At 73.6% G+C, this 24,164-nt stretch carries 8 protein-coding genes and 1 pseudogene; 8 read left to right on the top strand and 1 reads right to left on the bottom strand.

The genetic code is table 11. The features are described 5' to 3' along the window. The first annotated feature begins 32 nt into the window (after positions 1–32). From ACFYZ3_RS17280 to ACFYZ3_RS17250, 7 genes are all read left to right on the top strand, one after another. On the top strand, positions 33–6,287 hold the full coding sequence (locus tag ACFYZ3_RS17280; protein ID WP_388517975.1) for an SDR family NAD(P)-dependent oxidoreductase: 6,255 nt from the start codon (positions 33–35) through the stop codon (positions 6,285–6,287). A 62-nt stretch (positions 6,288–6,349) separates the two neighbouring features. Beyond that, positions 6,350–13,084, top strand: a complete 6,735-nt coding sequence (locus ACFYZ3_RS17275) for a beta-ketoacyl synthase N-terminal-like domain-containing protein (RefSeq protein ID WP_388517973.1) — start codon at positions 6,350–6,352, stop codon at positions 13,082–13,084. Positions 13,085–13,336: 252 nt separating this feature from the next. After that, positions 13,337–14,959 carry an Hsp70 family protein gene (locus ACFYZ3_RS17270; protein WP_388517970.1) on the top strand — a complete coding sequence of 541 codons (1,623 nt, stop codon included), beginning with the start codon at positions 13,337–13,339 and terminating at the stop codon, positions 14,957–14,959. Positions 14,960–14,989: 30 nt separating this feature from the next. Continuing rightward, complete coding sequence (locus tag ACFYZ3_RS17265; protein ID WP_388517967.1) at positions 14,990–16,168, top strand: tetratricopeptide repeat protein; 1,179 nt, start codon at positions 14,990–14,992, stop codon at positions 16,166–16,168. Then, positions 16,165–16,770 carry a nucleotide exchange factor GrpE gene (gene grpE, locus ACFYZ3_RS17260; RefSeq protein ID WP_388517964.1) on the top strand — a complete coding sequence of 202 codons (606 nt, stop codon included), beginning with the start codon at positions 16,165–16,167 and terminating at the stop codon, positions 16,768–16,770. The genes ACFYZ3_RS17265 and grpE overlap by 4 nt, the downstream gene beginning before the upstream one ends. Positions 16,771–16,781: 11 nt before the next feature. After that, the gene (locus tag ACFYZ3_RS17255) at positions 16,782–18,725 is read left to right on the top strand and encodes a caspase domain-containing protein (RefSeq protein ID WP_388517962.1); all 1,944 of its coding nucleotides are present in this window, start codon (positions 16,782–16,784) and stop codon (positions 18,723–18,725) included. Between the two features lie 18 nt (positions 18,726–18,743). Then, positions 18,744–21,704 carry a CHAT domain-containing protein gene (locus ACFYZ3_RS17250; protein ID WP_388517959.1) on the top strand — a complete coding sequence of 987 codons (2,961 nt, stop codon included), beginning with the start codon at positions 18,744–18,746 and terminating at the stop codon, positions 21,702–21,704. A 712-nt stretch (positions 21,705–22,416) separates the two neighbouring features. Here the strand turns inward: ACFYZ3_RS17250 and ACFYZ3_RS17245 are convergent. After that, positions 22,417–22,950, bottom strand: a complete 534-nt coding sequence (locus ACFYZ3_RS17245) for a hypothetical protein (RefSeq protein ID WP_388517956.1) — start codon at positions 22,948–22,950, stop codon at positions 22,417–22,419. Positions 22,951–23,046: 96 nt separating this feature from the next. Between ACFYZ3_RS17245 and ACFYZ3_RS17240 the strand changes: the two are divergent. Then, a pseudogene (locus ACFYZ3_RS17240) lies at positions 23,047–24,107 on the top strand (amidohydrolase family protein). The last annotated feature ends 57 nt before the right edge of the window (positions 24,108–24,164 follow it).

The following is a 24,164-nucleotide window of genomic DNA, read 5'->3' as shown; positions in this document are numbered from 1 at the left end:
CGTCCGCCGCCGCCCGCCCCCGAGGAGAGACCATGTCCGGCTCCACCCCCCGCCAGGTCCCCGTCGCCGTGGTCGGCGTGGGGGCGCTGGTTCCGGGCGCCACGGACGCGGCCGGCTACTGGCGGATCGTGACCGGCGGCCGCGACCTGATCACCGAGGTCCCCGCCTCCCGCTGGCGGGTGGAGGACCACTACGATCCGGACCCGGCCGCCCCCGACAAGACGTACGCCCGCCGGGGCGCCTTCCTTCCCGAGGTGGACTTCGACCCGATGGCCTACGGGGTGCCTCCCGCCAATCTGCCGGCCACGGACACCTCCCAGCTGCTCGCCCTCATGGTCGCCGACCAGGTGCTGAAGGACGCCGGCGGGACGTCCGGGATCGACCGGGACCGGACCGGCGTCGTCCTCGGGGCGGCCGCCCTCGAACTGCTGCCGCACATGTACGGGCGTTCCCAGCGCCCCGCGTGGCTGGCGGGGCTGCGTGAGAGCGGGCTCGACGAGGCCGAGGCGCAGGCGGTGTGCGACCGCATCGCCGCCCGCTTCGAGCCGTGGCGCGAGTCGACCTTCCCGGGGCTGCTGGGCAACGTCGTCGCGGGGCGGATCGCCAACCGGTTCGATCTGCACGGGGTCAACCACACCACCGACGCCGCCTGCGCAAGCTCGCTGGCCGCTCTGTCGACGGCGGTCGGGGAACTGTCCCTCGGCCGGGCAGACCTGGTCGTCAGCGGCGGCGTGGACACCGGGAACGACGTCGGCATGTTCCTGTGCTTCTCCAAGACGCCCGCGCTCTCCCCCAGCGGCGACTGCCGCCCGTTCGCGGAGGCGGCGGACGGCACGATGCTGGGCGAGGCGGTCGTGATGTACGCCCTGAAGCGTTTGTCCGACGCGGAGCGCGACGGCGACCGGATCCACGCCGTGATCCGGGGCATCGGCACCTCGTCGGACGGCCGGAGCACAGCGATCTACGCCCCGCTGCCCGAGGGACAGGAACGGGCCCTGCGGCGCGCGTACGAGGAGGCCGGCTACGGGCCGGAGACCGTGGAGCTGGTCGAGGCGCACGGCACCGGTACGAAGGCCGGGGACACCGCGGAACTGGCCGCGCTCAACGCGGTGTTCGGCGCTTCGGGACGTCCGGACGGCCAGTGGTGCGCGATCGGCTCGGTGAAGTCGCAGATCGGGCACACCAAGTGCGCGGCGGGTGCGGCGGGGCTGCTCAAGGCGGTGATGGCCCTCCACCACAAGGTGCTCCCGCCCACGGTCAAGGTCGAACGGCCGAACCCGGCGGCCGCCGCCCCTGACGGCCCGTTCTACGTGAACACGAAGGCCCGGCCATGGGTGCGGCCGGCCGGTCATCCGCGCCGGGCGGCGGTGTCGAGTTTCGGCTTCGGCGGCAGCAACTTCCACGTCACGCTGGAGGAATACACCCCGCCGGCCGTGCCCGCTCCGTCGTCGAGCGCGCACGCCGACCCCCTTGCGCGCCCCGCGCCGAAGTCCGCCGGCCGCCCTGCCCTGCGCCACCGCACGGCGTCGAGCGAGCTGGTCCTGTTCGGCGCCGCTTCGCCGTCCGCCCTGGTGGAGCGACTGCCGGAGGACGGGCGGCCGCTGGCCGAGCTGGCGAGGGAGAGCCACGCCGCGTTCTCGCCCACCGCCCGGGTGCGGCTGGCCGTCGTCGCCACCGGCACCGATGACCTGCGGGAGAAGTACGCGCAGGCGCTCGCGCTCATCCGGCGGCGCCCCGAGGTGTCGTTCTCGGCCCCTTCCGGAATCCGGTACGCGTACGGGGAGCCCGCACCCGGCCGCATCGGCTTCCTGTTCCCCGGGCAGGGCTCCCAGTACGTCGGGATGGGGGCCGGGCTCGCGATGCTGGCCCCGGCCGCGCAGGCCGTGTGGGACCGGCTGGGCTCCACCCGCTTCGACGGAAGGCCCCTGCACCGGGCCGTGTTCCCGCCGCCCGCCTTCACCGAGGAGGAGCGCGCCGCCCGAGCGGCCCTGCTGGACGCCACCGAGTGGGCTCAGCCGGCGCTGGCGGTGCACGCGCTCGCGCTGCTGGCCGTGGTGCGGGAACTGGGGCTGCAACCGGACTGCGTGGCGGGCCACAGCTTCGGCGAACTGGTGGCGCTGCACTGCGCGGGCGCCCTGGACGCGGAGTCGCTGGTGGGGCTGGCGCGTCGCCGCGGCGAGCTGATGCGGGAGGCGTCAGCCACCCCGGGCGCGATGCTGGCGGTGGCGGCGGACCGCGTACGCGTGGCGGAGGTACTGGCCGACGGGGACTTCGACGACATCTGGCCGGCCAACCACAACTCGCCCCGCCAGACGGTGCTCTCGGGTTCGGCGGCGGCGGTCGAAAGGGCGAGGAGCGCCTTCTCGGCCGCGGGGATCGCCGCGCGCGGGCTGTCCGCGTCGACCGCCTTCCACAGCCCGCTGGTCGCCCCGGCTGTCGAGCCGCTCGCCGCCCACCTGCGCACGGTGACGTTCTCGGAACCCCGGATCGAGGTCTACGGCAACACGGACGCGGCGCCCTACCCCTCCTGCCCCGACGCGGTGCGCCGCCGAGTGGCCGATCACCTCGCCTCGCCGGTCCTCTTCCAGGACCAGATCGAGGCGATGTACGCGGCGGGGGTGCGGACCTTCGTGGAGGTCGGCGCGGGCGCCACGCTCACGGGCCTGGTCGGGCAGATCCTCGGCGACCGTGAGCATGCGGCAGTGCCCATGGACCGGCCGGCCGGGGCGGGCACCGACACCTTCCACGCCGCACTCGGCGAACTCGCCGTACGGGGCGTACCCCTCGACCTCACCCCCCTCTGGACCCCCTACGCATCGCCCGGAACACCAGCGAAGGAGCGCGAGCCCCGAATGACCGTGAAGATCAGTGGAGCCAACTACGGTCAGCTCCCGCCCTCCGGAACCCCGCGCGTCGAACCGACGCACGCCCCGGACCACGGGCCGCGCCCCGACGCCGTACCGGCTGCCGCCCCGGCACCGGAGGCCGCCCCGGCACCGGAGGCCGCCCTGCCCCCGCGGCCCCCCGTCGACGTGCCACTGCCACCGGTGTACGTGCCGGCTGCCGCGGCCTCGCAGCAGGAGTTCGCACCGTCGCACCCTGCAAGGACGCCGGTGGACTCCCGCCCGGTCATCGGCGACGACCGGCAGCCCGCCGTCGAGAGTATCCACCGGCAGACGGCCGAGACCCACCTCGCCTGTCAACGCCTGCTGACGGACAGCCACATGGCCTTCCTGAGGATGACCGAGACGACCCTGGCCGCGCTGCTCGGTGCGCCGGTCCCGGGCGCGGTCCCGGACATGGCAGCCCCCGCTCCGCTGCCGCTCCCCCGCTCCGCCGGCCCGCTCGACGTACCGGCCGCGGTGGCGGCGCCGGCTCCCGCCGTCGCTCCCGCCGCCCCGGTGGCTCCTGCGGCGGTCCCCGGGTCCGCGACGCCGTGGCGCGTGCCGGAGGCGGGCGCCCCTCCGGCGGGCGACGCGGTGCGCCCCTCGGCTCCGGAGCCGGCGCTACCGCCCGAACCGCCGGCACGGGACGCGTCGGCACCGCGCCGAACAGCGTCGGAGCTGTCTCCGCCGGAGCTGTCTCCCTCCCAGCTGTCTCCCTCGGAGCTGTCTCCCTCGGAGCTGGAGGAGTTGCTCCTGTCGGTGGTGGCCGAGCTCACCGGCTATCCGACCGCCATGCTGCACGTGGACATGGACCTGGAGGCGGACCTGGGCGTCGACTCCATCAAGCGGGTCGAGATTCTGTCGGCCGTGCGCCGCCGGGTGGGCGACGTGGCGGTCGGGGACGCCGGACGGCTCGGCAAGCTCCGTACCCTGCGCGAGATCACCGAGGCACTCGCCTCCGGCGCCCGGACCGCCGGGCCCGCGCCGGAGCCGGACGTCCCTGCCGTGCCCGCGCCCCGCGCGGACGCGTTCGAGCCCTCCCCGGCAAAGGCTCGCGAGGACGCCCCGATCTCCACGACCGTCGATGCCCCCGCCGTCCGGGGCGGTGGATCAGGGCGGGCCGCCGAGGACGCGGCGGCGGACGGGTGGACACCCTTGACCCGGCTGGTGCCGCGCATGGTGGAGTCCCCTGCGTCCGGGCTGGCCACGGCGGGACTGCTGGACGGACCGGTCGTGGTGAGCGGTGAGGACGTGGCGGGGTGCCCGGTCGTCGGCCTCGTGGCCCGGAAGCTGGCGGAGCGCGGTGTGGACGCCACCGCCGTGGTGGAGGTGCCGGAGGGAGCGCGCGGCGTCATCCACCTCGGCGGCCTCTCCTCGAACGGCACACCGGACGAGGCCCGGGAGGTCCACCGCTCGGCGCTCCGCGCGGCGCGCGCGATGGCACCGCGGGCGGCGGGGGGCGGCGGCCTGTTCGTCACCGTCCAGGACACCGGCGGCGACTTCGGGCTCGGCGGACACACGCCCGGCCGTGCGTGGCTGGGCGGGACGGCCGGACTGGCCAGGACCGCCGCGAAGGAGTGGCCGGACACCCGGGTGAGGGTCCTCGACTGCGAGCGGGGCGGGCGGGACGACGAAGAGGTCGCCGACGCGATCGTGTCCGAACTGCTCGAAGGCGGAGCCGACACGGAGGTCGGCCTTCGCGCGGACGGCACCCGCGCCCTGCTGCGGATGGTGCCCGGCCCGCTCACACCCGGCGGCGCCCCGCGCGTCGGCGAGGACTCCGTGATCGTGGCCACCGGCGGCGCCCGCGGGGTGACCGCCGCCGCGCTGCTCGACCTGGCCAGGACCCACCGGCCGCGGATCGTCCTGCTCGGACGGACGGAGGCCGCCGCCGAGCCCGACGGCCTGGCATCCGCCACCGACGAACGGGCCCTCACCCGGCTGCTCGCGGAGCGGGCCCGCGATGCGGAGGGGTCCTCGCCCGCCCGGATCGCGGAGGAGGCCCGGAGGATTCTCGCCGCCCGCGAAGTACGGGCGACGCTGGCCGGGCTGGAGGCCGCCGGTTCGCCCGCCCGGTACGTCAGGGTGGATGTCCGCGACGCCGAAGCCCTCACCGCGGCACTGCGCGAGGTGCGCGCGACGTGGGGGCCTGTGACCGGCATCGTGCACGGGGCCGGTGTGCTCGCCGACAAGCGGATCGCGGACAAGACCGACGAGCAGGCCGAGCTGGTCATGGCCACGAAGGTGGACGGCCTGCGGGCGCTGCTGACGGCGACGGCGGACGATCCCCTGGACACGATTCTGCTGTTCTCCTCGGTGGCCGCCGTGTTCGGCAACGCGGGCCAGAGCGACTACGCCATGGCCAACGAGGTCCTTCAGCAGGTCGCGTCGGCGGAGCAGGCCCGCCGCCCCGGCTGCCTGGTGCGCTGCGTGGCCTGGGGACCCTGGCGGGGCGGCATGGTCACCCCGGCCCTGGCCGCGCACTTCGGCCGGTCCGGGGTGCCGCTCATCCCCCCGGCCCAGGGGGCCGCTGCCTGCACCGCCGAACTGGACGGTGCGGCCGGCGAGGCCCGTGTCGTGCTCACGGCGGGCGACGGGCCGGCCGCCGCGGACGAGCGGTTGCGCGCACAGGTGCTGGTCAGCTCGGAGACCCTGCCGCAGCTGGCCGACCACGCTCCCGCCGGTGTCCCGGTGCTGCCCGTGGCGCTGGTCCTGAACTGGTTCGCGGGCGCCGCGGCGGCCTGGCTGCCGGCCGAGGGGCGGCTCGTCCTGCGTGATCTGCGGGTGTACCGGAAGTACGACCTGCCGGACCTGGAAGGCGTGGGCCACCGGCTCACCGTGCTCGGCAGCCGGGGCGCGCCCGGCTCCCCGGCCGGGCTGGAGGCGGAGCTGCGGGGCGAGGAGGGCCCGGCGTACTTCCGTGCCGTCGTGGACAGCGGCGACGGTGCGCCCGGCCCGTCCTCCTGGGACACTCCGGCGGACCTGAAGCCGCTCGACGTGACCGCGCCGTACGACGGGGGCGTCCTCTTCCACGGCCCCCGGTTCCACGCCCTGCGCGAAGTGCGCGGTGTGTCGGAGGACGGGGCGGAGGCGACGGTCGCGGGGATGCGGTCCCTGGGCTGGCCGGGCGGGCACGGTCCGCTGGATCCGGCCGCCGTGGACGGCGCGCTGCAACTCGCGCTGCTCTGGGGCGAGAAGGTTCTCGGCACTGCGACCCTGCCGATGGCCGTCGCGGAGTGCCGGGTGTATCGGCGCGGCCCGGTGGACGACGCCGTGCGCTGTGTGGTGCGCGGACGGAAGGCGCACGACACCGGGGCACGCTGCGACGCCGCGCTGATCGGCCCCGGCGGGTCGGTCCTGCTGGAGCTGACCGGCGTCGAACTCGTCAGCCGCCCCTCCTGACCGGGCACTCTCCCTCCCCGTCCGAACCCGCCCTCTCCACCCCGCCGTGAAGTGAGACCCGCATGCGTTTCGAACCGATCGCCGTCGTCGGCCGGGGCTGTGTCCTGCCCGGCGCACTGGACCCGGACGGGTTCTGGGAGAACGTCGCCGCCGGACGTACGAGTCTGACGGCGGCCCCGGAGGGCCGGTGGCGGCTGCCGCGCCACCGGGTCATGGGCACGGTGGACGACCACCTCGACCGCACCTGGACCGACATCGGGGGGTACGTCGAGGGGTTCGAATCCGTCTTCGACCCGGAAGGCTTCCTCCTCCCCCCGGAGCGGATCGCGACGCTGGACCCGCTCTTCCACTGGGTGCTGTACGGGGTACGGCAGGCGCTCGCGGAAGCGGGCCGCACCACACCGCTGCGGCGCGGCGGGCTGATCCTGGGCAACCTGTCGTACCCCACCCCCACCGGGGCAGCCTTCGCCGAACACGTCTGGCTGTCGGCGCAGCGCCCGGCGCTCCGCGACGCGCTGCTGGCGGGTGGACGCCACCCCCGCCCCGATGCCCGCAACCGCTTCTCCTCCGGCCTCCCGGCCCTGCTCGCGGCCCGCGCGCTGGGGCTCGGGGCCGGGGCGTGGTCCCTCGACGCGGCCTGCGCCTCCTCGCTGTACGCGGTCAAGCTGGCGTGCGACCGCCTGCACGACGGCACGGCCGACCTGATGGTGGCCGGTGCGGTCAGCCGGCCCGACCCTCTCTACCTGCACGTGGGGTTCTGCGGGCTGTCGGCGACGAGCCGTACGGGGCGCAGCCGCCCCTTCGACCGGGACGCGGACGGCCTGGTGCACGGCGAGGGCGCCGGGTTCGTCGCCCTGGCGCGGCTCTCCGACGCCCGCGCGGCGGGGCTCCCCGTGTTCGGTGTGATCCGCGGGGTGGGGCTGTCCAACGACGGGCGGGGGTCCGGTCTGATCAGCCCGTCCGAGGAGGGCCAGGTGCGGGCGATGCGCCTGGCGTACGAGGCGGCGGGCGTCGCTCCCGAGTCGGTGTCGCTCGTCGAGTGCCATGCGACGGGAACGCCGGTCGGCGACGCGGTGGAGGCGCGGGGCATGGCCCGGGTCTTCGGGGCCGCCGACGACCTGCCGATCGGTTCGGCGAAGTCGAACATCGGGCATCTGCTGGCCTCGGCGGGCGTGGCGGGGCTGCTGAAGGTGCTGGGCGCGATGCGCGCCGGGGTGCGCCCGGCGACGCTCGGCGCGCGTCACCCGCTGGACGCCCTGTCGGGCACGCCGTTGCGCGTGCTGGACACGCCGGAGGAGTGGGCGGGGCCCCGCAGGGCGGCGGTGAGCGCGTTCGGGTTCGGCGGGACCAACGCCCACCTGCTCCTCGACGACCCGGACGACGCTCCCCCGCCCTCCGTGCCCCGGCCGGCGTACGGACCGCGGTCCACGGCGCGGCGGGCCGCACCGGCGGACGGGGCACCGCAGGCCCCGGTTCCGGGACCCGACGCGCCGGACACCCCGGCCGCGGCAGCCGACAGCGGTGCGCCGGGAGACCGTACGCCCGGGGCATGCGCGGTACCCGTGGCGATTGTCGCCATCGGGGCGCGGGTCGGGCAGGGAACGTCGATCGAGGACCTGCGCCGGGCGGTGCTGGGCGGTGAACGGCGCGGCCCGGTCGCGGAGATCGCCGTGCGGCTGACGGGCCTGTGCTTCCCCCCGCTGGCCCTGGAGCGGACCGTACGCCATCAGCTCCTGGTGCTGGAGGCCGCCCGGGAGGCCGCCCGGTCGGTGAGCCTGCCCCGGGAGCGGACCATGGTGGTCATCGGTACCGGCGTGGACCCGGAGGTGGCCCGGGCGGGCGCGCGCTGGCGGATTCCCCACTGGTTGCAGGAGTCGGGTGTGCCCGTCACCGCGGCGTCGGCGGAACTCGCCCGGGACGCCTTCACCACGCCCATGACGGCGGAGGGGGTGGTGGGCAGCATGCCGAACCTGGCGGCGAACCGCATCAGCACCCAACTGGACCTGGCGGGACCGAGTTTCACGGTGTCCGCCGAGGAGGCGTCCGGGCTGGTGGCGCTGGAGACCGCGGCCCGCGCCCTGCGGTCGGGGGAGGTCGACGCGGCGCTCGTCGGCGCCACCGACCTGTCCTGCGAGGCGGTCCACCGGGCCGCCCTGCGGGAGACCGCTCCCGGTGTGGAGCCCGGTGACGCGGCGGTCGTCCTGGTCCTCAAGCCGCTGGAGGCCGCCCGCCGGGACGGGGACACCGTTGTCGCCGTGCTGGACGAGGAAGCCGGCGACGAACCCGACATGGTCGTCGGCGACGGCCCGGACGCGGGGTTCGATCCGGCGTCCGCCTTCGGGCGCGCCCATGCGGCATCCGGGCTGGTGTCCGTCGCCGTCGCGGCGCTCTCGCTCCAGCACCGCGCGGTCCCCCGCCCCGACGCGCCCGCCGACACGGCGGCCGTCGCCCACACCGCGCGGGCCGTCGCCGTACCGGCGCAGGGGCCGGTTATGAGCGTCCGGCTGCGCGCCGGGGACCCCCGGCCGTGGCTGCCGGGGTCCGCCCCGCGCCTGCGCGTCTTCTCCGGAGCGGACCGCGCGGAGGTGCTGGCCGCACTGGAGGCGGGGACCGAGTCCTCGGCGGGACCGGCCCGCCTCGCTCTCGTGGCGGACGGCGGCACCGCCTGGGCGGAGCGCCGCGAAGCGGCCCGTCGCTGGCTGGCGGAGGGCGGGACCCGGCCGGCGGATGTCCTGTACCGGGACGCGCCGGTCGGCGGAGAGACCGCCTTCGTGTACACGAACGGCTCGGCCGCGTACCCCGGGATGGGCCACGCGCTGACGCTGGCGTGCCCGTCGCTGGGCGAGAGCGTTCGTGCGAGGCACCGGGCGATCGGGACGCGGCTGCGCTCCGGGGCGGGGCCCGGGGTGCTCGACCAGATCTGGTCCGTCGCCGAACTGGCGGTCTTCCACACCATGTTCAGCCGTGAGGTGCTGGGCCTGCGGCCGGACGCCGCGATCGGCTACTCCTCCGGCGAGTCGACGGCACTGGTCGCGCTGGGCGCGTGGCCGGACGCCTCGGGGCTGTACGAGGCGACGCGGGAGAGCGGGCTGTTCACCACGGAACTCACCGGTGAGCTGCGGGCGGTGCGGCGCTACTGGCGGCAGCGCGGCATCGGCGGCGACCGTTGGTCGAGCTATCTGGTCGCCGCGCCGCTGGAGGCCGTCCGCGCGGAGCTCGCCGGGGAGCGGGCGGTCCATCTGATGGCGGTGAACGCGCCGGGGGTCTGCGTCGTCGGCGGCGAGTCCGGGGCGTGCGCGGCCGTGGTCACCCGGCTGGGCGTGGACCGGGCGATCGAGCTGGACTACGACATGGCCGCCCACGCCCCGGAGTTGGCGGAGGTTCGCGAGGTGTGGCGCGAGGCCCACCGCCGCCCCACGGTCGACGTGCCGGGGGTCCGGTTCTACAGCGGGGCCACCGGCCGGGCGTACCGTCCGACGACCGAGCGGGCCGCCGAAGCGCTCACCGCTCAGGGGCTGGGCACGATCGACTTCGCTGCGACGATCGAGCGGGCGTGGGCGGACGGTGTCCGCGTCTTCGTGGAGCACGGCCCCCGGAGGCTGTGCACCGGCTGGATCAAGCGGATCCTCGGGGACCGGGAGCATGTGGCCGTCGCGCTGGACACCCCGGACGACACCGGGCTGCGGAACCTGTGCCTGGCCGTCGGCGAACTCGTGGTGGCCGGAGTGCCGGTGCGGGCCGACGCGTTGACCGCCCGGCTCGCCGAGGCCGCCACCGGTCTCCCGGCCCCCGGACCGACCGTCACCGTCGCCGTGCCTCCCACGCCCTGCCTGCCGCCCCTGGAGCCCGCCGTGACCGTTCTGCCCCGGGCCCCCGAGCTGGTGCCGGTGCCGGAGCAGCCCGCTCCCGCGGAACGGCCCGGCGCCCCGGTCGCCGCCGTACCCGCCGCCGCGGTGGGGCCGGTGGCCCGGCTGTCCGACCCGTCGTCCCGGGCGCCGGGGACGACGGCGGTCGCGGGCGCGTTCGCCCGGCAGAGCCGGCGGGCCGCCCTGGTGCACGAGGAGATCATGGCCGCGCACGCGGAGGCCCACCGGCGGTTCCTGCACGTGTCCGCGCTGGCCGTCACGGCGCTGGCGGCGGGCGGCCGGGCGGACGCCGGACGCGCGGCGGTTCCCCTCCCCCCGGGAGACGTTGCCCCGGTGTCTCCGGGAGGCGTCGCATCCGTGCAGTCGGGAGGCGTCGCGTCCCTACAGTCGGGAGGCGTCGCGTCCCTGCAGTCGGGAGGTGTTGCCTCCGCACCGCCGTCCGGCGCCCTCCCCGTACGACCGCCGTGCGCGCCGCCCGTTCCGGGGGCGAGGCCGCTGTTCGACCGGGCGCAGTTGGAGTACCTCGCCTCCGGGGAGATCTCCGCCCTGTTCGGTCCGCGCTTCGCCGAGCAGGACCGGTACGCGGTGCAGACCCGGATGCCCGGACCGCCCATGCTCTTCGCCGACCGGGTCACCGCCATCGACGCGGTGCCCGCGGCGCTCGTCCTGCCGGGGCCGGTCCGTACGGACGGGCGGATCTGGACGGAGACCGACGTCCTGACCGACAGCTGGTACCTGGACGCGACGGGACGCATGCCGGCCGGCGTGCTGATCGAGGCGGGGCAGGCCGATCTGCTGCTGCTCAGCTGGCTGGGGGCGGACCTGCTCAACCGGGGCGAGCGCGCCTACCGCCTGCTCGGCTGCGAGGTGACGTTCCACGGCGGCCCGCCCCGCCCCGGCGACACCCTGCGCTTCGAGATCCATGTGGACGGCCACGCGGAGGCGGACGGGGTCCGGCTGGCCTTCTTCCACTACGACTGCTACGTGGACGGTGAGTTGCGGCTCAGCGTCCGCGAGGGCCAGGCCGGGTTCTTCACCGCCGCCGAGCTGGCCACCAGTGGCGGGGTGCGCTGGGACCCGGCCGAGCACGCTCCCGGCGACGACCTGCCGTTCGACCCTCCGGCCGTACGCTGCGAGCGGACCCGCTTCGGCACGGACCGGGTGCGGGCCCTGGCGCAGGGGTCGCCCGCGGAGTGCTTCGGGCCGGGCTGGGAGGCGACGGCAGCCCATGTGCGCACGCCCCTGCTCGACGGGGAGACGCTGCGCCTGCTGGACGAGGTCACCGTGTTCGACCCCGTCGGCGGGCCGTGGGGCCGGGGGTATCTGCGTGCCGAGACGCCGGTGTCGCCGGACGACTGGTTCTTCACCGGCCACTTCAAGAACGACCCCTGTATGCCGGGCACCCTGATGCTCCAGGGCGGTCTCCAGGCGATGGCCTTCTATCTGACGGCCTCGGGCCACACCGTCGACCGGGACGGCTGGCGTTTCGAGCCGGTCGACACACAGCCGTCCCGGGCCATGTGCCGGGGCCAGGCGACCCCGGAGTCACAGAGGGTCGTCTACGAGGTGTTCGTCCGGGGCGTCTCGGCCGGGCCGGTGCCGACGCTCCACGCCGATGTCCTCGGGTCGGTGGACGGCAGGAAGGCGTTCCTGGGGCGCGGTATGGCGCTCCGGCTGGTACCCGACTGGCCGTTGTCGCAGTGGCGGGGCTCGGGTCCGCCCGCCGTGCAGGAGGACGGAGCACCGGTGCCGCCGCCACGGCTCGGCGGGCTGTCCGGGCACCGGGAGGAAAGGGCGGTGGCCGTCGCGGCCGACGGGTTCCGCTTCGACTACGCGTCGTTGCTGGCATGCGCCTGGGGCAGGCCCAGCGAGGCGTTCGGCACCATGTACGAGCCCTTCGACGGCACCCGCAGGGTCGCCAGGCTGCCCGGGCCGCCGTACCACTTCATGAGCCGGATCGTCTCGGTGGACGGCGTGCAGGGCGGGATGCGGGAGGGCAGCGTCGTCGTCGCCGAGTACGACGTACCGGACCGGGCGTGGTACTTCGAGCAGAACCCTTCCGGGTGCATGCCGCTCGCGGTCCTGATGGAGGTCGCGCTGCAGCCCTGCGGGTGGCTGGCCTCGTACATCGGCAGCGCGACGACCAGCGAGCAGGATCTGCTGTTTCGCAATCTGGACGGAGCGAAGACGCTCACCGGCGAGGTCACCGCCGGGACGCGCACGATCCGCACCCGGGCCGAACTGACCCGTCTCTCGCGCAGCGGGGACATGATCATCGAGTCGTTCCGGGTGGTGTGCACGGCCGACGACGCGCCGCTCGCCGAACTCACCACGGGCTTCGGCTACTTCCCCCGGTCGGCGTTCGACGACCAGCAAGGTCTCCCGGTCCGGGCCGAGGAGCGCGCCCGTCTCGACGAGCCCTGCGACCGAGTGGTGGACCTGGCCGCCCGGCCCGCCCGCTACTGCGCCGGGGAGCCGCGCCTGCCGGGCCGCATGCTGCTGATGCTGGACCGGGTCACGGGCTCCTGGCCGAGGGGCGGAAGCGCGGGGCTCGGCCGGCTGCGGTCGGAGAAGGACGTACGCCCGGACGCCTGGTTCTTCCGGGCCCACTTCTTCCAGGACCCGGTACAGCCCGGCTCGCTGGGGGTCGAGGCCATGTGCCAGCTGCTCCAGTACCACCTGATCGAGGGCGGCGCGGCGGACGGGATCGTCCACCCCCGGTTCGATCCGGTGCTGCCCGGCCGGGAGACGGTGTGGACGTACCGGGGCCAGATCACCCCCGCCAACCGGCTGATCCGGGTGGACATGGACATCGTGGAGACCGGTACGGACGCATGCGGGCCCTATGCCGTGGCGGACGCGACGCTGTGGGGCGACGACACGTGCATCTACCGGGTACGGGGCCTGGGGATGCGGGTGGTACCCGCATAGCGCGCCTCACTGATCGTCCTGTTCCTCGGTCTGGTCTGCCGAGGTGTCCTCCGCGCCGGTCCGTTCGACGAGCACGGCATGTCGCTCAGGGTCGGTGCCGGAGCACTGGTCGTGCCGGCGCCGGCATGTGTTTCGGACGCGCCGCGGGCCGGCCGAAACCTCAGCCGGCTCTCACCGAACGCCGGTCAAGCGGCCTTGGAATGGGCATGATGAGTTTGTTGGCAGGGTCACGTGCAAAAGGGGGATTCAGCGGTGGCGCGTGTGGTGGGCATAGACCTCGGGACGACGTACTGCGCCGTGGCCGTCGCGGACCGGGCGGGAACTCCGTCCATCGTCCGCAACCGGGAGGGCGAGAACATCACACCGTCCGTAGTGATGTTCCAGGGCGACACCGTGGTCGTCGGATCCCAGGCGAAGCGGTCCGCGGCCACGGCTCCCGACCACGTGGTGCAGTTCGCCAAGCGCTACATGGGGGAGACCAACCCGATCTATCACTCGGAGTCCGGCACGCCGTACCGGCCCGAGGAGATCTCGGCTCTGCTGCTCAAGCGTCTCAAGGAAGACGCCGAACTCATGCTGGACGAGCCCGTCGAGCAGGCGGTGATCACCGTACCCGCGTACTTCGACGATGCCCGGCGCAAGGCGACGCAGGACGCCGGGCGGATCGCCGGACTCGAAGTGCTGCGCATCGTCAACGAACCCACCGCGGCCGCGCTCGCCTACGGCCTCGATCAGTCCTTGGCGGACGGCGGCGGGGAGGACGGGGACGATGGTGAGGCGATCGGCACGGTGCTCGTGTACGACCTCGGCGGTGGCACCTTCGACGTCACCGTCATGCGGGTCGAGAACGGCGACTACACGGTGATCGCCACCGACGGGGACCGCAACCTCGGCGGCTTCGACTGGGACGGCGCGCTGATGAACCACCTCAACGGCGCGTTCATGGCCTCGGGCGGTCCCGACCTCAACGAGGACAACGTCCAGCAGGCCGAACTGCGCGACAAGGCGGAGATCGCCAAGCGCACCCTTTCCCATGCCCCGCAGGCCGTCGTGATGTTCTCCGTGGGCGAGCGCCACGAGCAGATCCGGGTGACCCGCGAGAAGTACGAGGAGATCACCGCAGAACTGCTCGACCGCACCCGCATCATCACGGAGGGCGTGCTGGAGGAGGCGCGGCTCGGCTGGGACGACATCGACCGGATACTGCTCGTCGGCGGTTCCACCCGGATGCCCATGGTGCCGAAGCTGATACAGCGGCTCTCCGGCAGGGAGCCGGAGCGCGGCATCGCCCAGGACGAGGTGGTCGCGCTCGGCGCCGCACTGGTCGCGCTGGACGCCTCGGTCCGCGCCGAGGAGGCGGAGGAGAAGCGGAAGTACGTCGGCAGCGGAGCGAGCGTCGAGTCCTCCCCAGGCGACGGTCTGGCCCGCCTGACCAAGGGCAGGGTGAAGTCCATCAAGGACGTCACCTCGCAGTCCCTCGGCATGGTCACGACCGACCTGGACAACCACGACCATCAGTTCAACACGGTGATCATCCCGCACAACACGCCCGTGCCGGCCAAGAGGAGCGACATCTTCCTGACCCTCTACGACCGGCAGCGACGGTTCCGGGTACAGGTGACCGAGGGCGACGACAAGGACTTGGCGTACGTGAAGACGGTCGGGGAGAGCACCATCGAGATCCCGCAGTACCCGAAGGGCGCGCCGTTCGAGGTGGTTTACTCCTACGACGTCGACGGCATCATCCACGTCGAGGTGAAGGACGGCACGACGGGCAAGTGGCTCGGCGAGTTCGAGCTCGAACGCCCCGGCAATCTGAGTCAGACCGAGCTGAGCGAGTTCAGTGACCGTGTCGCCCGCGTCTCGACCCTCTAGGTCCCGACTCTGCAGCCGGAGCCGACAGCGATGACGACCGACGAAGTCCCCGACTACTACGCGGAGTTCGACATCGACCGTGCCGCGAGCGCGGACCAGGTCTCCCGGCAGCTCGACCGGGCCTTCCGCACCTGGTCGAGCCGGGCAAGCCGGGCCCCCGACGCCAAGAGGCGGCGGGAGGCCGAGGACAAGGTCGAGCTGGTCTCCCAGGCGCGGAGGGAACTCCTCGACGCCGACCGGCGCCACGCCTACGACCGCAGACTGGAGCAGGCGCGCCGGAGTGCCCGCGTGCCGGCCCCCGCGCCCAAGTCCCAATCCCAATCCCAATCCCAATCCCAGCCACAGCCACAGCCACAGCCACAGCCACAGCCCACCCTGCAGGTCCGGAATTGGGTGTGGCACGCCCGCAGGCTGATGAACGGGGGTGACGACGAAGGCGCTCTGTACGAGCTGCGGCAGGCCGTGCACCACGACGAGCGCAACGGCGAGGCCTGGCGTCTGCTCGGTGCCCTGCACGCCAAGCAAGGACAGCTGAGCGACGCCCTCCAGGAGCTCCAGCGGGCCCGCGCGCTGCTCCCCCACGACGCGCTCACCCACTCTCTGACGGCCCAGGTGTGGGAGCAGCGCGGCGATCACGTCAAAGCCGTCCCCTGGCACCTGAAGGCGGTTGAGCTCGCACCTGCCGACGTCGGTCTCCGGATCGCCGCCGCCGACAGCCTCTACCGGGTCGACCGCTACGACGAGGCGCTCAGCAACTACGAACGTGCCCTGACGGAGCGGCCCGGCCACGACGGCGTCCGCAACCAGATCGGCTGGATCTGGTTGCGGCGCGCCGAGAGTGCCATGGTCTGGCACCCGGCCAGGCAGCGGTACGTCATCGCCGCCGCCGACAGCGCCCCGACGGTCACGCACTGCGTGGACCAGGGGCTGGCCGTCGGTGCCTCGGACGGCGCACTCCGCGACCAGCTGACCACGTACCGGGTGCACGCGAGCGAGGCGCTCGGCAGGACCTGGCGCTGGTACAAGAGCATGGGCTCGGTCATGGGCGTCTGCGCGGCGCTGGCGCTCGTGCTGCCGCTTCCGCTTGTCGTGCTGCCCCTCGCCGGGTTCTTCGGACTGCCGATCGCGATGGGCATCAAGCCGCGTTGGCAGCACACCTACAACGAGCTGCCTTCACACCAACGGCCGCCGACCGGGAGAGTTTCATGACCACTCCGCCGCCACCGCCCCAGCCGGGGGACCCGGCCGTACCGCACCCCGCTGAGCCGACCCCACCGGCGCCGGACCCGCGGCCCGGCCTCGGCCCCGTGCCCGCTCCCCCGGCCTCCGCGCCGGGGTCCGACCCGTTCGCCGTCGTGGCGGACGCGGTCGACGGCATGCGTGCCGAACTGGCCTCGCTCGGTGACCAGTTCCGCCGTCGGCTGCTCAACGACCGGGAGGCCCGCCGCAGCCTCGACGGTCTGCTGTCGGAGCTCGACCAGGCGCGCAAGGCCGCTGAGGGCCGTATCGTGCAGCCGCTGCTCTACGATCTCGTCCTCGTCGTCGACCGGGTCGAGCGACAGGCCGCGCAGGGCGACGTCTTCGCCGGCTCCGTCGCCGCGGAACTGCTGGGTGTCCTGGAGAAGTACGGCATGACCCGCATGCCCGTCGCCCACGGCCCGTTCGACCCCGAACTGCAGGAAGCCGTCGGAACGATCGCTGCGCCCTCCCCCGAGCAGAACGGCCGGATCGCCGAAGTGGTGCGGCACGGCTACCGGATGGACGAGCGCATCGTGCGACCGCAACAGGTCCGCGTTCACACCGAGCGGTGAACGGCGGCCGGATGGGAACCGTCCACGCCCTCCTCACGGGAATCAACGCCTACCCCGCCGACCGTTGCACACCGCTCACCGGATGTCTCAACGACGTGGAGGCCGCCGAGGAACTGCTGGTACGACGCACCGGTGGGCGGCTCGAGCTGACGAAGCTGCTGAACGGCGACGCCACCGTGAGCGCTGTCGCGGCGGGTATCCGACACCGCCTCGGACGGGCGAGACCCGGGGACACGGCGCTGTTCTGGTTCTCCGGCCACGGCACCGAGCAGCCGGCCACCGAACGGGCGCACCTCGACATCGAGGCCACCGGCCGCTGTCAGGCACTCGTATGCGTGGACGGCCTGCTCGTCGACAAGCGCCTCGGCGTGCTCCTCAACGAGGTGGCCGCGGGCGGCATCCACACGGTGGCGGTGCTGGACTGCTGCTACGCCGGCGGCGCCACCCGCGGTCGGCACCTCACCGAGCGCTTCGCGTCCCCCGACGCCGCCTGGTTCGCGGCGGCCGCACGCGACGCTCGCCTTCCCGAGCAGCCTGCGCAGCACGTACTGCTCGCCGCCACCCGGCTCGACCAGCCCTCCTACGAGGGACGGTTCAAGGGCCGGACCCACGGCCTGTTCAGCTACGCCCTGTTGGGCGCGCTGAGGACGGCGAGCCCGACCGCGACGTACCGCGAGGTGCACGCCGCCGCACGGTCCCGGCTGCAGGTCTCCTGCACGTACCAGCGGCCGACGCTGGCGCCCGCGGAACCGGGCGGAATCGCCGACCAGCCCTTCCTCGGCGGCGCCGGGGCCCGCGTTCCCAGCCCGTACCTGTTGTGGGAGGACCGGCAGGACGGCTGGCAGGTCGACTGCGGGAGCGGCCACGGCCTGCCACCGGGACCGGGCACCGAGTTCCGGGTGACCCGGCCGGACACGCCCCGGCGGGCTCCTGAGCGGACGGCGGACGTGGGCCGCACGGTCAGGGCCGCGGCGGTGGGCTTGGAGCGCACCGTCGTCGAGCCGGTGTGCTGGTCGCCGAAGCCGGCGGAGGTCTACCCGGTGGCTCTCTCCGCACTGGCCGTGCCGCCCGCCTCGGTCGCGCTGACCGCACCCGACGACCCCGCCGCGGCGCGGGCGCTGGCACGGGCGATCGCCGAGGCCGGGCCCGGTGGCGGGCCCTCCCCGCTGCTGCACCGCGTCGGACGGCCGGAGGACGCCGGTGCCCTGCTGTTCCGGATCGAGGCCCGCGGAGGGCAGGCGCACGTGCTGCGGCGCGACGGCTCTCCGTTCGTCGCCCCGTTGCCGCTGGACGGGCCCGGGGACGCGGACCGGGTCGCGGCCTGTCTCGTTCATCTGACCCGCTGGCACCAGCTCCGCGACCTCGAGGCGCCTCCCTCCCCGCTGACGGGACGGATCCGCCTGGAGATCACGCCCTGGGGCAGCGACACTCCGTTGGTGCCCGACGGCAACGGAGAGATCGCCTGCCGGTACGGCCTCGGGCCCGCCGGCCCCGTGCCGCCCCTGGTCTCGGTACGGATCCGCCACCTGGCCACCGCGGGGCGCCGGCTGTGGTGCGTCCTGCTCGACCTCACCGACAGCTACGCCTCCCACACCGGGCTCTTCGACGACGGCCGGTTCGTCGGACCGGGCCACACCGGGTACGCCCTCGACAACCGGCCCGTGCAGTTGTCCCTGCCGGCGCACAGGACGCCGAGGCCCGGCGCGTTCGTCCGGGACTGGCTGAAGCTGATCGTCTGCGAGGGCGAGTTGAACACCGTGCCCTTCCATCTCGACCGCTGGGACCCGCTCGCACCCCTCGGCAGCCGGGGCACCGCACTCCGGCACGCGGACGGGCTGCTCCGGTTCGACGCACCCGCGCGGAACAGCAGGGACGCTCATCCGGAGGAAGCGGGCGGCCCGGGGCAGTGGGCCACACAGACGGTCCAGGTGCGTACCGAGGTGCCGCGGTGCTGAGGAGGGCGGCGGTCAGGGATGACTGATCGCTTCGACCTCGAGTCCCTGATGAGGTCGGTGAAGGCGGTGATCGGTGACCGGCCGTGGAGCACGGCGATCGGGCAACTCGGCACGGTGGTCGCGGAGCACGCGGCCACGGCCGATGCCGCGGCGGCCTTCGAGCTCTATTACGCCCACTGGCGGAGCATGCCCGGCACCGACCCGCGCCACCCGGGCTTCGCCGGCTATCTGCTTCAGCTCGTACCGCTGATGCGGCAGAGCGGACCCTGTTGCACCCTCGAGCAGGCGCAGGAGCTGGCGGCGGCGGCGCGGACCGTGCCGGACCCGCAATGGCAGGCGCACATCACGGGGGTCCTGGCGCTCGTCGTGGTGCACGACACCGCCGCCACGAACGCCGATCCGGAGCTGCTCGAGAAGGCGGTCGAGGATCTCGGCGCGGCTTCCGGCCTGCTCCCCGCCACGGACGGGACGACCGCCGCCACCGCCACCGCCACCGCCTTCCGCATCGGCCGCGCGGTGGCGCGCGCGGAGCACGCGCGGCTACGGGGTGGCGAGGGCGAACTCGACGTTTCCATCGAGGAATTGACCGCAGCCCGACGGGACCTGACCGACCGGCCGGACGACCAGGCGTACCTCACCTGCTACATCGCCTGCCTCCGCGTCGGCCGGGCCTACCTCGGCAGGGACGAGGAGGCAGTGGACCGGTACATCCGCGAGCAGGAGATCGCGCTGGCCCGGTTGCCGCGCCACCACCCGGGGCGGGGCAGCGCCGAGTCGTGGCTCGCCGCCAACCGGACCATGCTCCGGAGCCTGATCTTCCAGCGGACGGGCCAGTCCTGGCCCGGACCGCGTCCGCGGCTCGACGCCCGCAAACGGCCGGACCCGACGGATCCCTACGCACTGGTGCAGACCGCGGTCGAAATGATCGCCGGGGCGGGGGACGACGGGGACCGGGAAGCGACGGCCGAGGCGATCGGCCTGATCCGTGAGGCACTGGAGCAGTGCGAGGAGGGCGGCGAGCACTGGATGCGGTGCGCGGCCCAGCTGGCCACCGCTCATCTCATTCAGTCCGGTCTCGTCCGCTGGGAGCCCAAGCCGCTCAGCCACCTGTCTCCCGCGGGCCGGGAGATCATCGCCCACACCGACCGGGCCATCTCGCTACTGCGTCGGGTCCGGCGCCTGGCCGAGGGGCCGGCCCACCCGATGTGGACCGGTGTCGGCTGCCTGCTGGCGAACGCGCTGCGCTCGCGGTCGATGATGATGCCGCAGTTCCGGACGGCGGCAGCCGCCCGGCTCGGGAGGGAGTCGCGAGAGATCGGCCTCGCCGCGCTGTCCGGCCTCGCCTGGAACGTCCTTCTCCAGTCCGGTACCGGTCACGCCATGGAGGCGGGCAGCAGGGCGATGGAGGAAACCTGCCTCGACGTCGCCCGCTGGTGCGTCCTGGACGGCGAGCTGGCGGACGCGGTTCTGGCGCTGGACAGCGGCCGCGCCTTGATGTTGCACGCGGCGCAGGTCAGCGCCACCGTGCCGGACATGCTGAGGCAGCTCGGCCAGGACGGGCTGGCCGAGGAGTGGCGCACGGCCGGGCCGGTGCCGCTCGAGCCGGAGCCCGGCCCGTTCGGCGGGCTCGAGCCCAGGTCCGTGCTCCGGCCGACCGGGCCCGATGTGCGGCTGCGCCGCCGGGTGCTGAAGGTGCTGGCCGCATCGCCGTACCGCGACAGGCTGCTCAGGACTCCCGCCGTTGCCGAGATCACCGGGGCGCTGCGGACCCTAGGCGCCGACGCGCTCGTCTACCTGGTGCCGACGGGGGAACTGGTGCTGCCGACGGGGCGGAGCCGGACGATTCCCGGCGCCGCGCTGATCGTCGGGGCCGACGGGGCGCTGCGCTCGGTCGCGCTGCCTGACCTGCGCCTCGATGCCCAGGAGCTCACGGCGTACCAGGCCGTCGGCGGGGCGGGCGGCGACCCGCGCAGGCGCGGGGGTGGGAGTCCGCGCAGGGACGCGGGCCCGGTGGCCACACCCCAGGGCGGGGTGCCACCGCCCGGGGCCGAGGCCCTGGACCGATTGTGCGGCTGGGCCTGGAAGTCCGTCATGGCTCCCCTGGCGGCCGAGTTCCGCGCAAGCGGCGACTCCCACGGCGCCCGGCCCGGCCGGTCCCGTGTTCCGTCCGTCGTGCTCGTCCCCCTCGGCGCGCTCGGTGCCGTACCGTGGCACGCCGCCTGGCGAGCCGCAGGACCGGGCCGGCGGTACGCGCTGGAGGACCTGCGGGTCTCGTACGCACCGTCTGCCCGGACCCTGTGCGAGGTCGCCGGCCGAACTCCCCCCGAGGCCGGTGCATCCGGCGGCCCGGCATTGGTGATCGGCGACCCCACCGGGGATCTCAGGTACGCGGGCGAGGAGGCGGAGGCGATCCACCGTGTCTTCTACCCGAACGGTACGTATCTCGACGCGGACACCGCTGATGCCGCAGAGGTGTCCGCACGGCTGGCGGGCCTGCGCGGTGGCGTGCTGCACCTGGCCTGCCACGCACGGGTCGATCCCGGCGAGCGGCACAGCGCGTACCTGGACCTGGCCGGGGGCAGCAGTCTGGCCGCGGAGGAGCTGATCGAGGGCACGGTCCGGCGCATCGCTCCCGGTCTGGTGTGCCTCGCGGCCTGCTGGAGCAACGTCTCGAGCCGCGGTTACGACGAGGCGTACAGCCTGGCCACGGCCTTTCTGACGGCAGGCGCGCACACGGTGCTCGGCACGCTGTGGCCGGTGCCGGACGAGGAGACCTCGTTGCTGATGTACATGACCCACCACTACCTGCGGCGCGAGGCGCTGCCGCCGGGGCAGGCCCTACGCCGGGCCCAGCTGTGGATGCTCGACCCACAGCGCAGAGTCCCGCCCGAGATGCCGGCCCGCCTCGCTGTCCGGGCCCGGTACATCCGCCCCGCCAACCTGGTCGGCTGGGCGGGCTTCACCCACCAGGGCTGGTGACCATCGGGGCTGCACGGTCGATACCGAGCCCGCCCCGCGACGGCCCCGGTAACGCCCGGAGCTCCGAAGCGAGCGTCGAGATTCCTCGACGGAACCCTGAAAGCGCCGCCGAAGCGACCGTCTACCTGGCAGCGCAAGCGGCAGGGCGATGCCGATGGTGGCCACCGACGAGCCGACCGCGGACAGCGCCGCCGCGATCAGCACAGAGCAATCCGACCGCTCGAACCGCTACCCGGAGGGAAACAGTCCGAGCAATCCGCCCGGACAGCGAAAGCTCAGGTCAGGACCCCTTGCCAGCAGGCTCGATGATCGCCACGCACTCCACATGGTGCGTCATGGAAAAGATATGGGTCCGCGACTGCTATGAGAAAGGCCAGGTCAAGGCGGGTTTCTCGGCCCGCTGTGTCGCGCGTCGGCGCCCTGAGCGTCAATCGAGCGTCACGGTCGACAGACCAGTCATGCTCCGTGTCCGCCGACCCGGACGCGGAGGGGTGGGCCGACCTCTGCCGGCCGCCGAGGCGTACCAGGAAGCCGCCGAGCAGTTGCGCGACGGGCGAGACGAGGCCCGGCTCTGCCCGCGACTTGAACCTCTCCCTGCCGCTGCTCTTTGCTCTACCACTCGGGACGAGCGGCCACTCGCCCTCCACGCCTCGCTGGACGAAAAGCAGAGAGGGTCCTCCCGGCCCTGCCCACCGGGCCTCGCTTGCCTCACCTACGGCCGGGGCTCCTTGCCGACCGCCCCGACTGCGGTGTGCTGACCGTGACCAGGCGGACGACTCCGCCTGCCGGAGGTCCATGGGCCAGCCGGCCGAGCCAGTGCCAGCATGGGCGGGAAAGCGGGGGCGTTCGCATCGTCCGGCTCATTGACACGGCTTGCTGCCCCGCCTCGAGCGAACGGCTGTGCGGACAGTCGACGAAGCCATTCCGCCAAGAGTTGCTCTTCGGCTTCACTCAGGGCGTTCTGGCTGGGCAGCGCAGCACGCAGGGCGCGGGCGGCGCCGGCCGCGCCCTGTTCCTGGATGGCCGGTTCGCGGGTGGTGACAGTGGTCACCATGGCTTCGCGCACTGCGCGGATTCGAGCTGCTCCTTGGCTGCCAGGACGGGTGAAACCGCGCTCCGCCACCGCGTCGCGGCCGCCGCGCTCCAGCAGGTCCATCGCGGCGTCGACGACCCGGCGGCGCGTCTGTTCACGCGCCGTGGCGCCGGGCTCCGCGGCACGCCGCGCAAAGGTCGGTTCAACAGGCATGGCCCGACGATAGCGCCATCACACCGACAACAGAATCAACGTTATCGACTACTCGATTCCATCGATAGTATCGATGATAACGTTTGAACAGTTCCGATGGAGAGTCAGAGGGGAACCGTCATGCTCGACCGTTTGCGCATAGTCGGAGTAGAAGAGACCGTCGTCGTGCCGGCTGTCTACGAGGCTTACGAGCGGGTGGGATCGCCCCAGATCCCGGCGCGCGGCTTCGGGGACAGTCCCGTTGCAGAGAATCTGCACATGGTCGGTGAGCAGCGGCTGGCCCACATGGACGATCAGGGCATCGACGTCGCCGTGCTGTCCCTGTCGTCTCCGGGCGTGCAGGACCTGCCGAAGGCCGACGCCGTCGCGGTGGCCCGCGAGGCCAACGACCAGCTCGCCGAGATCGTCGCTTCCCGGCCCGACCGTTTCCAGGCGTTCGCCGCGGTCCCCACCCGGTCACCGGCCGCGGCCGCGGCAGAGCTGGAGCGCGTGGTGATCGAGCTGGGCTTCCCCGGCGCCATGCTCTACGGCCGCACCGGCGACAAGCTGGCCGACCACCGGGACAACGACGAGCTGTACGCGATGACCGAGAGGCTGGAGTGCCGCTGCACTTCCACCCGCAAACGCCGGTTCAGCCCATCATCGACGCCTACTACTCCGACCTTCCGGCCCCCATGGGCCCGGTGCTGGCCGGAGCCGGCCTCGGCTGGTACTACGACCTCGGCGTCCAGTACCTCCGCATGATCTTCTCGGGGGTCTTCGATCGGTTCCCCGACCTGCAGGTGATCGCCGGACACTGGGGCGAGGTCGTGATGTTCTACCTCGACCACACCGGCTTCTTCGGTGAGGCAGGCCGTCTGCGCCAGCCGCTCGCCGACTACTTCAAGCAGAACTTCTGGGTCGCGGGCAGCGGCACCAACAGCCCCCGCTACCTGCGCTGGACCGCCGAAGTGATGGGCACCGACCGGATGCTGTACTCCACCGACTATCCCTTCACCTACGGCTTCCGTCCCGGCGGATTCCCCTACGTCGACACCAGCAACGGCGAAGCCCGCGCCTTCCTGGAGAACTCGCCCTTCACCGACGAGCAGAAGGCCGACATCGGCCACCGCAACTGGGAACGCCTCACCGCCCGCGCCAAGCGCCCGTCCGCCTGAAGCGCTACCCACATGGGCCGACCGGAAGGCCACCACCCCCTCCGGCGGGCCCGTCGT

The organism is Streptomyces sp. NPDC001599 (assembly GCF_042893535.1).
Lineage (GTDB): Bacteria > Actinomycetota > Actinomycetes > Streptomycetales > Streptomycetaceae > Streptomyces.
The sequence above is the reverse complement of the archived record's forward strand: the minus strand, read 5'-3'. Positions and strand labels throughout refer to the sequence as shown.

Excerpts from the sequence above, each read along its gene's own strand:
- ACFYZ3_RS17255 (WP_388517962.1), top strand. The coding sequence starts at position 16,782 with ATGGGAACCGTCCACGCCCTCCTCACGGGAATCAACGCCTACCCCGCC.
- grpE (WP_388517964.1), top strand. The coding sequence starts at position 16,165 with ATGACCACTCCGCCGCCACCGCCCCAGCCGGGGGACCCGGCCGTACCG.
- ACFYZ3_RS17245 (WP_388517956.1), bottom strand. The coding sequence starts at position 22,950 with ATGCCTGTTGAACCGACCTTTGCGCGGCGTGCCGCGGAGCCCGGCGCC.
- ACFYZ3_RS17250 (WP_388517959.1), top strand. The coding sequence starts at position 18,744 with ATGACTGATCGCTTCGACCTCGAGTCCCTGATGAGGTCGGTGAAGGCG.
- ACFYZ3_RS17280 (WP_388517975.1), top strand. The coding sequence starts at position 33 with ATGTCCGGCTCCACCCCCCGCCAGGTCCCCGTCGCCGTGGTCGGCGTG.
- ACFYZ3_RS17265 (WP_388517967.1), top strand. The coding sequence starts at position 14,990 with ATGACGACCGACGAAGTCCCCGACTACTACGCGGAGTTCGACATCGAC.
- ACFYZ3_RS17275 (WP_388517973.1), top strand. The coding sequence starts at position 6,350 with ATGCGTTTCGAACCGATCGCCGTCGTCGGCCGGGGCTGTGTCCTGCCC.